Genomic DNA, 15,692 nt, shown 5'->3' with positions numbered 1-15,692 from the left:
GAATTGTCAATCAATTGATCGTGAGGAGTTGAAGGGATGAACACAGCAACTGTTGGAAATCCATTGAAAAACTATATTGGCGGACAATGGGTAGAATCGCAAACGAACCGGTATGAGGATGTTCCGAATCCTGCTACAGGTGAGCTGTTGTCGCGAGTACCTCTGTCCACCAAAGAAGATGTGGAGCTAGCTGTTCAGGCGGCAAAAGTAGCGTTTGTCGGGTGGAGTGCTACACCGGTTGTAGATCGAGCCCGCATCATGTTCCGTTTCCAAAGCTTGCTCCTGAAGCACCAGGATGAGCTGGCACACATGATTACATTGGAAAACGGGAAAAACCTTCCTGAGGCTCAAGCGGAGATGCTGCGCAGTATCGAAATGGTCGAGTTTGCATGTGGGATGCCTACGCTTTTGATGGGCGAAAACCTGCCCAATATCGCAGGCAGCATCGACAGTCAGACGATTCGTTTCCCGCTTGGAGTCGTTGCAGGGATTACACCGTTTAACTTCCCGGCAATGGTGCCCATGTGGATGTTCCCGATTGCGATTGCTGCAGGAAATACCTTTGTCCTGAAGCCATCGGAGCGCACGCCACTTTCCTCTATCCGTATTGCGGAGCTGTTAAAAGAAGCGGGCTTGCCTGACGGAGTATTTAATGTGGTGAACGGTGCGCACGATGTCGTAAACGGTCTGTTAGAGCACCGGGATGTGAAAGCGATATCGTTTGTAGGCTCGCAGCCGGTTGCCGAGTATGTGTACAAGACTGCCGCGGCGAACGGAAAACGCGTGCAAGCTTTGGCTGGAGCGAAAAACCATCACCTGGTCATGCCAGACGCCGATTTGAGACGTGCGGCAAAGACGATCACCAGCTCTGCTTTTGGCTGCGCAGGCGAGCGTTGTATGGCAGCAAGTGCGGTAGTCGCTGTTGATGAAATTGCAGATGAGCTCGTGCAGTATTTGATCGAGGAGTCTAGTGCACTCGCGATGGGGAACGGACTGGAAGAAGGGATCGATTTGGGACCTGTCATTCGCGAATCCCACCTGGCCAAGGTGCATGATTACATTGAAAAAGGAGTAGCCGCAGGAGCATCACTTGTTCGAGATGGTCGTGAAGATGCTAAAGACAAGCCAAATGGCTACTTCCTCGGTCCAACTATTTTTGACAAGGCTGATGCAGAGATGGTGATCGTACGTGACGAGATCTTCGCTCCTGTTTTAAGTGTGATGCGTGTCAAGGATTTTGAGGACGGCCTGGATACAATCAGCCAATCTCGCTTTGGCAATGGTGCGGTTATCTATACCAACAACGGAAAATGGGGCAGAGAGTTTGTACAGCGGGTGGAAGCCGGCATGGTTGGAGTGAATGTGGGAGTGCCAGCACCAATGGGCTTCTTCGCCTTCTCTGGCTGGAAGGAATCGTTCTACGGTGACTTGCATGCCAACGGAAAAGACGGCGTGCTCTTCTTCACCAAGAAAAAGACAGTTACATCCAGATGGTTTGATGACGGAGATACAAGCATTGGCTCGCAACGAATCTTTGTAAAATAAGGGGGAGCTCAGGATGGAACAGGATCAACTGACACAATCTTATGACAAGGAAAGCTTGCTAGACTCTGACAGGTCTCATATGTGGCATCACATGTCGCCTTACAATCCAAACCCGATGATTGTTACAGAAGCCAAAGGCTCCTGGATTACCGATATTGACGGAAATCGTTATCTTGACGGCATGTCAGGTCTGTGGTGTGTAAACATCGGCTACGGTAGGCAGGAGCTGGCAGATGCTGCGTACGAGCAGCTCAAGCAATTGGCGTATTTTCCGCTGACACAAAGCCACGTGCCTGCAATTAAGCTGTCGGAAAAGGTCAGTGAATGGTTGGGGGAAGAGTATCGCGTCTTCTTTTCAAATAGTGGCTCTGAAGCCAATGAGGTTGCTTTTAAAATCGCACGCCAATACCACCATCAGAACGGGGAGCCAGGACGCTACAAATTCATCTCCAGGCATCGTGCGTACCACGGGAATACGATGGGCGCGCTCGCTGCGACGGGTCAATCCATCCGGAAAGAAAAATACGAGCCGCTAGCGCCAGGCTTCCTGCATGTACCACCGCCATATTGCTATCGCTGTCCAGTAGGGAAGTCCTATGGAAAATGCAGTATGGAGTGCGCACAATTCTTTGATCAAGTAATCAACTGGGAAGGCGAAAAGACGGTGGCTGCGGTCATCATGGAGCCTACAATTACAGGAGGCGGCGTGATTGTTCCGGCTCCGGAATACATGCCAAAGGTAAGAGAGATTTGCGACAAATATGGCGTATTGATGATCGTAGACGAAGTCATTTGCGGCTTCGGACGCTCTGGTAAAAAATTTGGGCATCAAAACTTTGGCGTAAAACCGGATATCGTAACAATGGCTAAAGGAATTACAAGCGCGTATTTGCCACTGTCTGCTACGGCTGTACGTGCCGATATTGCAGACAAATTTAACGAACAGGGTAGCAATCTCCACTTCCGCCATGTGAACACATTCGGAGGCAATCCGGCAGCCTGTGCGCTGGCTCTGAAAAATCTGGAGCTCATGGAAGAGGAGCAGCTGGTTGAGCGCTCCGAGCAGCTGGGAGAAGAGCTGCGTGCCAAGCTCGCATTTTTAGCAGATCATCCTTATGTGGGTGATATCCGTAGCTTCGGATTTTTGATGGGAATTGAAATGGTAGAAGACCGTAAGACAAAAGAGGCTGCTGCTCCTGCAAAATTGACTCAAGTGATTGCCGAATGCAAAAAGCGCGGCTTGATCATTGGACGCAATGGTGATACCATTCCTAGCTTCAACAACGTTCTCACTCTTTCGCCGCCATTTACAACAACAAGTGATGACATTGACTTTATTGCCCATGTCATGAAAGAAGCATTTGATACATTGGAGTAGAAACAATGGGTACCTATAGTAAAGTTACACAAAAATAATATTTGCAGCCGCTACCGACTCGTTTCAGGAGTAAAATCCAGCGAGGTAGCGGCTTTTCACGTTTGGAATTGACTTTCTGCAAACAGAACTAGGAAGAATCAAGAGTTTCTGCCGCTTTAGGATTTTTGTATAATAGGACCATACGCAAAGCATGGCATTTGTGAAAAAGCCATTCGACTTCATCAAATCTTGGGAGGATAACATGAAACGTATCTGTGTGTTTGCAGGATCAAATCCAGGTGTGAATCCAGCCTTTGAGCAGGTGGCACAAGAGCTTGGACGTGAGCTCGTCTCACGTGACCTTGATTTGGTGTATGGTGGGTCCAACATGGGATTGATGGGACGCGTAGCCAATGCGGTTTTAGCAGGTGGAGGAAAAGCGATCGGGGTAATGCCAACAGGCTTGTTCCGTGGGGAGATTGTCCATACAGGGCTGACTGATTTACATGAAGTAGACACCATGCATGAGCGAAAAGCCATGATGAACGATTTATCGGACGGTTTCATTGCACTACCAGGTGGATATGGCACATTTGAAGAAATATTTGAAGTGATAAGCTGGGGACAGATTGGCATCCATAGCAAGCCGATTGGTTTGTTAAATATCGCAGGCTACTATACACCGCTCATGGAAATGGTGAATCACGCGACTTTGGCAGGGTTTATCCCAAACATGCAAGGAGAGTTGATCATTTGCGAAAGCGATCCTGTAGTACTGTTGGATCGTATGCGTGAGTACACGCCACCTGTTAAAGTCAATAAATGGTCCGAGCTGGACAAGTAAGCAAAAAGAAAGCAGTTCATTCTGGATTCCAGTGAACTGCTTTTTCTTTGTATGATTTTGCGTGAATTCTTGACACCATCTATAGGGAAGTGATATTGTATAGCAATATTCCCTAGTAAACAAATAGGAATAATGTTAATATTGCGTAGCTTCATACATAAGAGGGGGAACCAAGGATGAATAAGTCAACAAAATGGGTTCAGCTTGCCGCATCGGCGACATTGCTAACAGCGCTTGTATTCCCGGCAGTGGCAGGAGCAGCTGGCCAACCGGTAGCTGTACTGGCTCCGGCAACGGCACAAGCTGAATGGAATAGCTATGTAAAACAACAGTACGGCATTACGTTTGCCAAAACGGTGACGCGTGATGAATTCGCGAAGGCATTGGCAAAGGTTAGTGCATCTACTGCTAGTATAGCGGAGAAAGAAGCCGCAGCCAAATCTTTCTTGCCAGAAGCCAAAGCAGGCACAACCAAGCTCGTAGCTTGGGAAGCGATCAGCGCAGCAGTCAACGCCGCTGAGTTAAAAGAGCTGGCTTATACGTATAAAGAAGAGAAAGTAGCAGCTTCACTGAAAAAGGCTGGCCTGACGTATAAAAAAGACGGAGTGTTGTCGCTGCAAGCGTCACGGGAGCTAGCTGCTGCTATTGATACAGGACTCGTGAACCCTGCGACGTTAGCAAGCGTGAAAGTTGATGGAGAGGTAACAGCAGATTTGGCAATCCAGCTGCTCGGCAAGGTGGCTGAATTCCACGGAAAGTATAAGAACTATCTGGGTACGATCTCGGAAGACAGCATTTACGGTAAACTAGCACAAGCATGGAATGAATCACAGCTTATTAAGGCCGGAGCTTTACAGGACCTGGTAGATAAAGGCTTAAAGCAAAATTTGATCACCGGCTACAATTTGAAAGACGCTGCGTTTGATCCGCATTTTGATCCAGAGCGAACTATAACCTATGGTCATAGTGACATTGTTCATGCGATCCAGCTGATTGGTCTATTAAAGAGCGAGGGTATTGACGCCAAAGTGCAGTTTGAGCCAAAGACATCTGCATTCATTTACTTGAAAGAGTGGGGCGAGCCTGTCCAAACAGATGATTACGAGGTTGTTCAAATCGACAACGGCAACTTCATCGCTTACGCAAAAGAATACGATCTCAGCTTTGAGTTTGCGACTGTTGAAGAGAAAAAACGTTTCCAGCCTCTTGTTTTGCAATATGCGAAAAAAGATGATGAGGATATGACTGGTCTCCTGAAAGGCTCCTGGTGGCAACCGCTCTATCATTCTCGTACAGAGCTTGCCGATTATCCTGTAATTACAAACAACGTACTGAAGCAAGGACGCTTCGTTGCACAGTCCTTCTCCTTAAATGATCAATCTGCAAAAGTGATCGAGGGCTTTAAAAAGCTCGATAGCAAAGTGGAAGTCGAATCATACAAGTTTTGGGTGGATCAACCATTCTATAACTACCTGATTGGTGAGTACAAGTAAGGAATCGCCGATATCTATTTACACTCTGCACCTCTACTACCTTATCTATGGAATTCCTTTGAGGGATACATGGATGGGGGACGGGGTGCTTTTTTATTCACGAATAAGAGGAGGATACGAAAGGCAGGGGATTTTGCAAAAACGATGAAAATGCGTGTCGGTTTTAATAGAAGATTCTGGTATAATTTAGGTATAAGTCATTAATCTACGACAGCCAATCGTTATTGGCATTGAGCATGGGAGGGAAAACAGTGTCTAAGAAGCACCTGATCCTTCTGCTTTCATGCTTCTGTTTCACTACAGAGGCTTCTGCAGAAAGTTTGACAACGACCACACCAGCTACACAGCTTTCCATACCTGGAGCCGCAGCGCAGACTGCACAGGTTCTTTCTCAGGGACTTTTAGTTGAAACCTTTTTGACAAGCAACTGGAAAAAAGACGACCTCTCAAAGCTGCTTGGGAATTCGCTCTCCAGCTTTGATGATTACGAGGCATATGCAGCAGGAATCAAAATCAGGTGGGACGAAAACAACAAAGCCTACGGCATTCTAGTAAACGCCACCTACCCTGGGGAAATTGTCAAAGGACTGACGACCAAGACATCCAAGAAAGACATCACGACGCTGCTCGGGAGTCCTCAATTCGTAGATCAGTCAAATGAACTGGTGGGCTACCAATATGAAGGGTATTACTTGTTTGTGACGTTCACACAGGAAAAAATCAATGGGATCTCTATTTATCGCCGGGATCAAACGAGTGATACGAATGCGCTGATTGATATGGCAAAAAATTTGCAAGCGTACGGGGAGAAGCTCTCGTCTCCTTCCATTGCCAATACCTTCTCGATTTTCGGGGTATGGGGGGCACCTGATTTTACCCAGCATTTGCACGGAATCGGTACGTTCGCATGGGAGTATCCATCGCTTGGTATCGCATATGATGGTTTAGAGGCCGATGCGACCTTGACTATTTACAATAATTTCTCAGCCAAACAAGAGCTATCTGCCATCAAAAATGTGAAAAACGTCGTCTTTTCCAAAGAGGACTCCATATTTTTGGAAGAACAGAACCGATTGTTTTGGGAAAAAGTCATGGTCCAGACAGCCAAAGATCAGGGAATTTCTTCTCCTGACAAACAAACGATTGCCTTGATTGATTCGGATGGGTTGTACAGTTCGGCGAATATTCGTTTTTACCGAGCTGACTACACACCGCTCTCCCAGCTGTATCCCGGGTACTTTGTTGATGAGGTCACTTGGCTGGATAATAACTGGGTTTTGTACAACACGATGGAAGGCAGCGGTGTTTTTAATAAGGCAACGAGCGAGCATATCGTAATCCTTTCCCCGAAAAAGATACCTGAGGGCTTGACTGATTTCTATGACGTCAACGCGGTGAGAGTAGATGTAAAAAACAAAACGATCTGGTTTGACATGTCCTCTGAGAAGCAGAAGCCATACAAGCTTACCTATCAAATTAGCGGGAATCAAATCAAGTTTTCTAAATAACTTGCTTTCCTGGGAGGCGTTTTGAATGGAGTTCTTGGAAGCGTTGGAGGGACTCGGAAGTGCAATCAAAAAAGGTGCTTTACTTACCATGCGAGTGCTTGCGAGCTCCGGAGAGTTAATAGTCACCTTCTTTGAATACCTTTGGACGCGCAAGGAAAACAATCGGTTACGCAAACCTAAAATCCCTGCAGGACCAGAGGCAAGACAAGGATAGTGCTTTTATCGGTCCGTCTGCTTGGATAACGGAGAGACATTTTCCTTTTCCTCATCTTTTTCAGCCAGATAGGATCGCATCCCTCTGATCAACATTTCGCGAATGACCTCCTGCTGTGTTTTGCTGCTGACGAGGGAACGGATTTGCGCAAGCTCTGCCACGAGCTCTGAATCCAGGTGCAGATTGACGGTCTTCCCCTTACTATGAGGATGCACTTCACAATGGTGCGGACATTTGCGCAGATGGCCCTCGATGACAGCTTTTTGATCGAGGTGGTCAGCACGAGGAAGATACAAGCAAGGTGCCTCCAAAATAATATGGGTCAGTTCTTCGCTAAAACGAATAGTGAGGGGCTGACCCTTTTTTTTGTGAAAGTCGCGAATCTGACGCGATATCTCTTGATTATGCACCGTATTCTCCAAGGTAATTGTTGCGAGTTCCATATGGCCTCCTTAGGGGCGTGTCAAGTCTTCTTCTGCAATCGACGAGAGGATTTCTCCCGCCTCTTCCAGCTGAATCTGGTAGGTGAAGTGCTGGTCATGGCGTTCGATTGCAGTTACCAAGCCCCAGGTATTCCTTTCTTCGAGCCGAATCATCACCCGATCGAGTACATCATATAGCGGCAACAGAAGTCCTTTCTCGTATAAAAAGCGAAAGACGGTTTCACGTGGGTACAGGAATCGCTTGTTGCCCTGTTTATTTACGAGAAGCGGAAAAGCATCTCGCTCGTCGACGACCTCACCTAGATGGCCTTGATCCGCCCAGCGTTTTATCGTGGCCATACTGCCGGCTCTTCCATTGCGTGCTTCTAAAAGCTCCAGTATTTCTCGCGATGAAAGATATGCTGTTCGCCGCTCGCATTGACTACGATACGCATGCTGCTCAACTTCGAGCTGGGCAAGCTGCGCTTTTGCTTCCATCACCTGATTTTTAACCCGCTCCATTTCTTGCTCGTAATCCCTCATACGCTCTCCTTTCCCTATACATGCTTTCCTCCAGCTTATTCGTCAGTGAAATCAATCATTCCATGACAGAAGTAATGATTTCGTCCAGTCAGTAGCAAAAATGGAAATGAAACAATCATAAAATGGCAAAACGCCACATTGATTAATAGCAAGCTAGTTTTTAGATCAGGTAAGGAGGGTGTTAAGAGATGGGCGTCTCCAACGAATTACAGAAAAATTTTACGGAAGTTGTACCCGCCTTAAAGCCAAAGGAAGCCATCGACGAAGCAAATCGGTGCCTGTATTGCTATGATGCGCCCTGTATCAAGGCGTGCCCGACTTCCATTGACATTCCTTCCTTTATTCAGAAGATTGCGACAGGTAATCTGTTTGGTTCAGCCCGTACCATTATGGATTCCAACCCTGTGGGGGCAAGCTGCGCACGCGTCTGTCCGACGGAAGAGCTGTGTGAGGGCGCTTGTGTACTGAATCATGCTTCCAAACCGATTATGATCGGACTTCTCCAGCGTCATGCAACCGATTGGGCGATTAAGAACAAGGCTGCTCTTTTCCAAAAAGGGGACGACAACGGAAAGCGTGTAGCAATTATCGGAGCGGGGCCAGCGGGCTTGTCAGCCGCTCGGGAGCTGGCGCGACTGGGTTATCAAGTCACTATTTTTGAAGCGAAGGAAAAAGCGGGGGGGCTCAATACGTACGGTATCGTATCCTTCAGACTTCCGCAGGAGATTTCGCTTTGGGAAGTGGAGCAAATTGAAGCATTGGGTGCCCGGATTCGAACCAATACACGTATTGGCGTAGATGTACAGCCAGATGAGCTGCTAGACGGATACGATTCCGTTTTACTCGCAGCCGGAATGGGGAATGTGCCGAATTTGCATATTGCGGGGGAAGATCTGAGCGGCGTTCTCGATGCCATTACATTAGTCGAGGATACAAAGACGAAGCCTCTGACAGATGAGATGATCGGTAAAAAAGTAGTTGTCATTGGGGCAGGAAATACGGCAATCGATGCGGCGACCTGTTCGAAGCGGATGGGGGCAGACAATGTCCAGATTTTATATCGGCGTACCGAGCATGAAATGTCCTGTTATCAGTTTGAATATGAGTTTGCCAAGCAGGATGGGGTGGAATTTCGCTGGTTAGTCGCTCCGACTCGTATTATCGGTGAGAACGGTCGGGTTACGGGACTCGAATTGGTGCGTATGGAATTAGGTGAGCCGGATGAAAAAGGACGAAAGCGTCCGGTAGTGATACCAGGCAGCGAGTTTGTCATTGAAGTCGATTTTGTGGTCAAAGCGATCGGTCAAACCCGCCACCTGGCAATGATCGATTCCTTTGGGATTTCCCATAAAAATGGAGTCGTGATGGTAGAGGATGGTACGTATCGCACCAGCCATGCCAAAGTATTTGCTGCTGGCGATGTCATTTTTGGGGGCGGTAAGACAGATGCGATGGTGGTCGATGCAGCAAACCATGGAAAACGAGCGGCGCACGCTATTCATCGTGCACTCAGTGATCAGAAGCAGCCGGTTTAAAAGCAAAGCGGGAAGCCTCTGGCGTAGACGTCTGCACCAGAGAGTACGGCGATAAAGCAATCGCTACAAAGATGGAGGAGTCCTATCATGGCTGATCTTAGTATAAATCTGGCGGGTATAAAATCCCCCAACCCTTTTTGGCTAGCTTCTGCGCCTCCAACCAATTCCGGTTACCAGGTACAGCGTGCATTTGAGGCAGGCTGGGGTGGAGCTGTATGGAAAACGTTGGGCGAGCCGATTATCAACGTTACATCACGTTTTGCGGGCTTCACCTATGGCGGTCAGCGCGTTTTCGGATTTAACAACATCGAGCTGATTACGGATAAACCACTAGAAGTCAATCTCAAAGAAATGGACGAAACGAAAAAGCGCTTCCCTAAGCATACACTGATTGCTTCTCTGATGGTCGAGCACAAGCAAGAAGCCTGGCACGAAATCGTAAAAAAAGTGGAGGCAATCGGTGTAGATGGTCTGGAGCTTAATTTTGGCTGTCCGCACGGGATGGCAGAGCGTGGAATGGGCTCTGCAGTAGGACAGCATCCGGATCTCATCCGTCAGCAGGTGGAATGGGTAAAAGAAGTAGCGCAGACCCCTGTAATCGTCAAACTCACGCCTAACATTACCGATATTCGTTTTACGGCACGCGCAGCTAGGCAGGGTGGTGCTGATGCGATCAGTATGATTAATACGATCAATAGCTTGATGGGAGTGGATTTAGACAAGTGGCTGCCGATCCCGCACGTGGATGGAAAAGGTGCGCACGGTGGTTACTGTGGTCCCGCAGTTAAACCGATTGCCTTGAACATGGTAGCCGAGTGCGCGCGAGATCCACAGATCGGCATCCCTATTTCCGGTATAGGTGGCATATCCAATTGGCGGGATACAGTGGAGTTTTTACTCATGGGGGCATCAGGGGTACAAGTCTGTACAGCAGCGATGCATCACGGGTTTCGGATCGTGGAGGACATGATTGACGGACTTTCCAACTATCTGGATGCACGAGGAATCGCTTCCGTCATGGATATCGTCGGAAAGGCAGTACTGACCTACTCTGACTGGGGACATCTCAACCTGAATTACAAGGTAGTGGCGAGAATTAACGAGGAAACCTGTATTAACTGTAACAAATGCCATATCGCATGTGAAGACACCTCCCATCAATGTATTGATATCGTCAGTGATGCTGCCACAGGTAAAGAACGTCTCGTTGTAAGAGAAGAAGACTGTGTAGGCTGCAATCTCTGTTCAATTGTTTGTCCTGTAGAAGGGACGATCGATATGGTAGAAATCCCGAACGATTTGCCGCCGCTGAGCTGGAACCAAAGACAGGCTGCACTGGCTGCTGGGGGAACCTGCGAGACATAAAGAAGAGAATCTTTTAGGCGCAACGTGCATAGCGTGTACTAGGGAAGGGCACGTCTTTTACGTGCCCGTTCTATCGATGGAAGGGGAGGTAGCAGGCATGAAAAAATGGATTCGTAATGGCACCATTGTGACTGCGTCCGATACGTATCAGGCGGACATTCTGATTGAAGGGGAGAAGGTAGTCGCGATTGGCTCTAACCTGGATACGGTAGGTGCAGAGGTGATTGACGCAACAGGCTGCTACCTCCTCCCAGGTGGAATTGACCCGCATACCCATCTTGATATGCCGTTCGGCGGGACCGTTACCTCAGACAACTTTTTTACAGGGACGAAGGCAGCAGCATTTGGAGGTACGACGAGTGTCGTTGACTTCTGCCTGACGAATAAAGGGGAGTCTCTACATTCAGCGATCTCGACCTGGCATGAAAAGGCTCGTGGAAAAGCTGTCGTGGACTACGGGTTTCATCTGATGATTTCAGATGCAAACGATCAGGTTCTCGAAGAGCTGCAATCCGTCATTGTCTCCGAAGGAATCACTTCGTTGAAGGTGTTCATGGCATATAAAAACGTTTTGATGGCAGATGACGAAACCTTATTTAAAACACTTATTCGCGCCAAAGAGCTAGGGGCACTGGTTCAGGTTCACGCTGAAAATGGTGACGTCATTGATTACTTAACGAAAAAAGCGCTGGCAGAAGGAAACACTGACCCCGTTTATCACGCACTTACACGTCCTCCAGAAGCGGAGGGCGAAGCGACTGGTCGGGCGATTGCCTTGACTGCCCTGGCAGATGCTCAGCTGTATGTGGTTCATGTGTCGTGTGCGGATGCGGTGAGACGAATTGCCGAAGCACGTGAAAAAGGCTGGAACATTTACGGAGAAACATGCCCGCAGTATCTTGTTCTGGATATTACCGATTTAGAAAAGCCGGATTTTGAAGGCGCCAAATACGTGTGGTCTCCACCATTACGGGAAAAGTGGAATCAGGATGTGTTATGGAGCGCATTGAAAAATGGCATTCTGCAAACAGTTGGGTCAGATCACTGCCCATTCAATTTCTCTGGACAAAAGGAATTGGGACGAGGGGATTTTACAAAAATACCAAATGGCGGGCCGATCATTGAAGATCGGATGACACTCCTTTTCTCAGAAGGGGTGAGAAAGGGCAAAATCAGTCTCAATCAATTCGTGGAAATTACGTCAACGAAAGTAGCCAAACTGTTTGGGATGTTCCCGCAAAAAGGAACGATTGCGGTAGGCTCTGATGCAGATATCGTATTATTTGATCCGACAGTCCAGCGCACGATATCAGCCCGGACTCACCATATGAACGTAGATTACAACCCGTTCGAAGGCAAGGAAGTGTATGGCGAGGTGGTATCGGTGCTGTCACGTGGCGCTTTTGTTATCCGCAATAAGCAATTTGTAGGGCAGGCGGGTGCTGGACGGTATGTCAATCGATCTACATTTGCCAAACCATAGAAGTGAGAGTGACGAGAAAAAGAGGGGGAGCGTAATGGGAAGCAAGGTCAGTATCGGATTAATCCAAGCGAAAAACGATATGAACGGGAACGAACCGGTTCATCTCCACAAGGAGAAAGCGATTGAGAAGCATGTCAGAATGGTTCGGGAAGCAGCAGCCAAGGGAGCGCAGATCATATGCCTGCAAGAAATTTTTTACGGGCCGTACTTTTGCTCTGAACAAAATACAAAATGGTATGAATCGGCTGAAGAAGTGCCCAACGGTCCAACTGTACAGCTATTTTCCGCACTTGCTCGCGAATTAGGGACGGTTCTGATTCTGCCTGTTTACGAACGTGTGGGAATCGGAACTTACTACAATACTGCGGCTGTCATCGATGCGGATGGGACGTATTTAGGGAAGTACCGCAAGCAGCATATTCCGCATGTCGGGGTTGGCAATAATGGATGCGGTTTTTGGGAGAAGTATTACTTCAAGCCTGGAAACCTGGGATACCCAGTATTTGATACGGCCTTTGCAAAGGTAGGCGTCTATATCTGCTACGATCGACATTTCCCGGAAGGAGCACGCTTGCTCGGCCTAGGTGGCGCGGAAATCGTGTTTAACCCTTCGGCGACGGTAGCCGGGTTATCGGAATATTTGTGGAAGCTCGAGCAGCCGGCACATGCAGTGGCCAATGGCTATTATGTTGCAGCTATCAATCGTGTAGGATTCGAGGCACCTTGGAACATGGGGGAATTTTACGGACAGTCGTATCTCGTAGATCCCCGAGGGCAATTTGTGGCGGTAGGCAGCAGAGATCAGGATGAGGTCATTATTGCAGAAATGGACCGAGACCGCATCCACGAAGTGAGAGACACGTGGCAGTTTTATCGCGATCGTCGACCAGAGACTTACGATGACATGGTAAAGCTACTACCGTAAGAAAAGGGCGAGGGAGGTGCTAGCCAGGCATCTTCCTCCTTTTGGCATGAGCAGGCAGTCTCCTATCACTTGCACATAAGGGGAGTACAGAGATGAGGCAAATTGTTTATCGAGGCGTTGAATATGGGGAAGCAATACGTGTCGTGCAGGCGCAGCGGTACGAAAGAGAGGAGCGCCGCCTTTTTCAGAATGGTGCCAGAGCAAAAGCCGTTTTCGGATCAGGGGTGTATCTAGTGAGCAATCCAGAGATCGCTGCGCAGTATGCTATTTGTCATGCAGAGACGATGTGGGATAAAGCAGCGATACTCCGTCAGGAAATCCTTTTGCCGGGACTTTTTTGCTTGGACGAGCGTTATGGAGAAAACGAGCTGCGCACTGAGGCTCTGCGCACACGGCATACGGAGCAACATTTGAAGGATCGATCCCAGTCTATGGATAATCAGGAGTGGTTGGAGTGGACTGGAGATGAGGTGCGATTATACCTCATTGCCTGTGGATCCCGGGGGATTCTCTACCGAATCAGCCCGGACCTTACGTACTATATTTGCTATGAACCTGATGTGCAAATTAGCCAAATTTCTATTTTGTCGGTGTTAGATGTAAGTGAAATAACCTAAGACTATCGACTTGGTTCATAATGTTTGGTAAGATTAGACAATATTCGAGCTTTTTCAACCATATTCAACCATTTACCATCGAACAGGAGGATTGCCAAACTAACATGAGTCTTTTTCGCAATTTAAGTACCCGAGCAAAAATGTTTTGCTTAATTAGCTTGATGGCTGTTTTCTTGATTGGTGTGGCCTTGACGGGCTTTTATCACGTGAAAGTCTCTGGTGATCGCATTCAATCCATGTATCAGGAGCAGCTCTTGCCAGTTAAGTGGATTAACGACTGGCGTCAGGAAATTCGTGCGATTGATGGATTGATTTACAAAATGATTTTGGATCCGACTCCGGCGATTGTCGCGGAGTATGAGGCGGAATTGGAAGAGCGGATTGCATCTGCTGACAAAACATTCGAACAACTGAAACAGGCACATCTTGATGAAAAGGAAAAAGAAAGTGTCCAAATTTTGCAAGAGCTGCTGGATCAGTATCGAACCGACCAAACAGAAGTAGTCAAGCTTATTAAAGCTCAGCAAGCAGATCAGGCCTATGCTTATTACAAGTCAACGGACAAGACGTTGAACTGGATCAATCAGGAACAGCTGCAATGGGCTACATACAAGGCAGAGCAGGCAGAGCAGATTCGCCTGGAAAACGAAAATGATTCGGAAGCAGGTATTACGCTCCTCATCATTGTAGGTGCTGCTTCTGTGGTGGTGGCGGCCTTCCTCGGCTTTTTGATTGCTCGGTTGATTTCAGAGCCGCTACGTGTTGTACAAAAGAGAATGGAAGAGCTCGCTCAAGGAAATTTGGCTGTAGAGCCAGTTACCTATGTGACTCGCGATGAGGTTGGTAGACTCGGCATTGCGTTCAATGAGCTGGTCAGCAATTTCCGATCCTTGATTGAACAAGTAAAAGTTGCTGGTGAACAAGTGGCAGCGTCTTCTGAGGAATTGTCTGCAAGCGCTGAGCAGTCTGCTCATGCAACCGAGCAATCAATCGGAAGTGTACAGCAAATCGCCGCAGCATCTGAGGTACAGACTCAGCGTACTCAAGAGAGTGTGCGTGTAATGGAAGAGATGTCTATCGCGATTGGTCGCATTGCGGACACATCGAGCGCGGTCACTGAAGTTTCTGTCAAGGCAGCACAAGATGCAGAACAAGGAAATGTGCAGATTCAACAAGCCGTTACCCAAATGGATACTCTCTCTACCTCGGTGAACCATGCGGCAGACCTGGTGCATAAATTAGGTGTTCGTTCGGAAGCAATCGGACAAATCGTAGACGTTATTACCGGAATCGCCTCGCAAACGAATCTGCTGGCACTTAATGCAGCGATTGAGGCTGCCCGTGCAGGCGAGCACGGTAGAGGGTTTGCTGTGGTGGCAGATGAAGTGCGCAAGCTTGCTGAGCAGTCCGAGGAATCGGCTCGCGAAATCGCGCGTCTGATTGGGGAAATCCAGACAGAAACGACGCAAGTAGTTGACGTCATGATGGCTGGAACCGAAGAAGCGAAAAAAGGTGCCGTCGTCGTTCAAGAAGCGGGACAAACCTTCCAGCGAATAGTGGCAAGCTCACAGGACGTAGCAGATCAAATTCAGGAAGTATCTGCAGCGACAGAAGAAATGTCTGCGAGCGTGCAGCAAGTAGCTTCTGCAATGGACGAAATGAACCGACTTGCAGAAGAAGCTTCTGTGCATACACAAGGGGTATCTGCAGGGGCAAAGGAACAGCTGGCTTCTATGCAGGAAATTGCTCATTCAAGCAATAATTTGAATCAGCTCTCCCATGAGCTGCAAGAATCCATTAGCCAATTTAAATGGTAGGCAGGATGGAAAAAGACTGACAAT

At 48.1% G+C, this 15,692-nt stretch carries 14 protein-coding genes; 12 read left to right on the top strand and 2 right to left on the bottom strand.

Features of this window, described 5'->3' with window-relative positions; translation table 11 throughout:
* The first annotated feature begins 36 nt into the window (after positions 1-36).
* The 6 genes from SB752_RS17800 to SB752_RS17775 all read left to right on the top strand — a co-directional run bounded on the left by SB752_RS17800 (position 37) and on the right by SB752_RS17775 (position 6,961).
* The gene (locus tag SB752_RS17800; protein ID WP_410716948.1) at positions 37-1,545 is read left to right on the top strand and encodes a CoA-acylating methylmalonate-semialdehyde dehydrogenase; all 1,509 of its coding nucleotides are present in this window, start codon (positions 37-39) and stop codon (positions 1,543-1,545) included.
* Positions 1,546-1,558: 13 nt separating this feature from the next.
* The gene (locus SB752_RS17795; RefSeq protein WP_410716947.1) at positions 1,559-2,923 is read left to right on the top strand and encodes an aspartate aminotransferase family protein; all 1,365 of its coding nucleotides are present in this window, start codon (positions 1,559-1,561) and stop codon (positions 2,921-2,923) included.
* A 241-nt stretch (positions 2,924-3,164) separates the two neighbouring features.
* Positions 3,165-3,746 (top strand): LOG family protein, encoded by a 582-nt coding sequence (locus SB752_RS17790; protein WP_410716946.1) that lies wholly within the window; start codon positions 3,165-3,167, stop codon positions 3,744-3,746.
* Positions 3,747-3,922: 176 nt separating this feature from the next.
* Positions 3,923-5,239 carry a hypothetical protein gene (locus SB752_RS17785; RefSeq protein ID WP_410716945.1) on the top strand — a complete coding sequence of 439 codons (1,317 nt, stop codon included), beginning with the start codon at positions 3,923-3,925 and terminating at the stop codon, positions 5,237-5,239.
* Positions 5,240-5,490: 251 nt separating this feature from the next.
* Complete coding sequence (locus tag SB752_RS17780) at positions 5,491-6,747, top strand: hypothetical protein (protein ID WP_410716944.1); 1,257 nt, start codon at positions 5,491-5,493, stop codon at positions 6,745-6,747.
* Positions 6,748-6,772: 25 nt separating this feature from the next.
* Positions 6,773-6,961 carry a hypothetical protein gene (locus tag SB752_RS17775; protein ID WP_410716943.1) on the top strand — a complete coding sequence of 63 codons (189 nt, stop codon included), beginning with the start codon at positions 6,773-6,775 and terminating at the stop codon, positions 6,959-6,961.
* A gap of 5 nt (positions 6,962-6,966) precedes the next feature.
* Here the strand turns inward: SB752_RS17775 and SB752_RS17770 are convergent, their stop codons facing one another.
* Both SB752_RS17770 and SB752_RS17765 read right to left on the bottom strand, forming a co-directional pair.
* Positions 6,967-7,404, bottom strand: coding sequence for a hypothetical protein (locus tag SB752_RS17770; RefSeq protein ID WP_410716942.1), 438 nt, complete (start codon positions 7,402-7,404; stop codon positions 6,967-6,969).
* Between the two features lie 9 nt (positions 7,405-7,413).
* On the bottom strand, positions 7,414-7,926 hold the full coding sequence (locus SB752_RS17765; RefSeq protein WP_410716941.1) for a hypothetical protein: 513 nt from the start codon (positions 7,924-7,926) through the stop codon (positions 7,414-7,416).
* 188 nt (positions 7,927-8,114) lie between these two features.
* On the opposite strand from SB752_RS17765, the gene SB752_RS17760 reads away from it, so the two are divergent.
* From SB752_RS17760 to SB752_RS17735, 6 genes are all read left to right on the top strand, one after another.
* Positions 8,115-9,461: an NAD(P)-dependent oxidoreductase gene (locus tag SB752_RS17760; RefSeq protein ID WP_410716940.1), complete on the top strand. Its 1,347-nt coding sequence runs from the start codon at positions 8,115-8,117 to the stop codon at positions 9,459-9,461.
* Between the two features lie 87 nt (positions 9,462-9,548).
* Positions 9,549-10,826 carry an NAD-dependent dihydropyrimidine dehydrogenase subunit PreA gene (gene preA / locus SB752_RS17755; RefSeq protein WP_410716939.1) on the top strand — a complete coding sequence of 426 codons (1,278 nt, stop codon included), beginning with the start codon at positions 9,549-9,551 and terminating at the stop codon, positions 10,824-10,826.
* Between the two features lie 97 nt (positions 10,827-10,923).
* Positions 10,924-12,309, top strand: a complete 1,386-nt coding sequence (gene hydA / locus SB752_RS17750) for a dihydropyrimidinase (RefSeq protein ID WP_410716938.1) — start codon at positions 10,924-10,926, stop codon at positions 12,307-12,309.
* Between the two features lie 34 nt (positions 12,310-12,343).
* Positions 12,344-13,234 carry a nitrilase-related carbon-nitrogen hydrolase gene (locus SB752_RS17745; protein WP_410716937.1) on the top strand — a complete coding sequence of 297 codons (891 nt, stop codon included), beginning with the start codon at positions 12,344-12,346 and terminating at the stop codon, positions 13,232-13,234.
* Positions 13,235-13,326: 92 nt separating this feature from the next.
* The gene (locus SB752_RS17740) at positions 13,327-13,851 is read left to right on the top strand and encodes a hypothetical protein (RefSeq protein WP_410716936.1); all 525 of its coding nucleotides are present in this window, start codon (positions 13,327-13,329) and stop codon (positions 13,849-13,851) included.
* Between the two features lie 104 nt (positions 13,852-13,955).
* A complete protein-coding gene (locus SB752_RS17735; protein WP_410716935.1) occupies positions 13,956-15,668 on the top strand; it encodes a methyl-accepting chemotaxis protein in 1,713 nt (570 codons plus the stop codon).
* The last annotated feature ends 24 nt before the right edge of the window (positions 15,669-15,692 follow it).

The organism is Brevibacillus sp. SIMBA_040 (assembly GCF_046535075.1).
Classification (GTDB): Bacteria; Bacillota; Bacilli; order Brevibacillales; family Brevibacillaceae; genus Brevibacillus.
The sequence above is the reverse complement of the archived record's forward strand: the minus strand, read 5'-3'. Positions and strand labels throughout refer to the sequence as shown.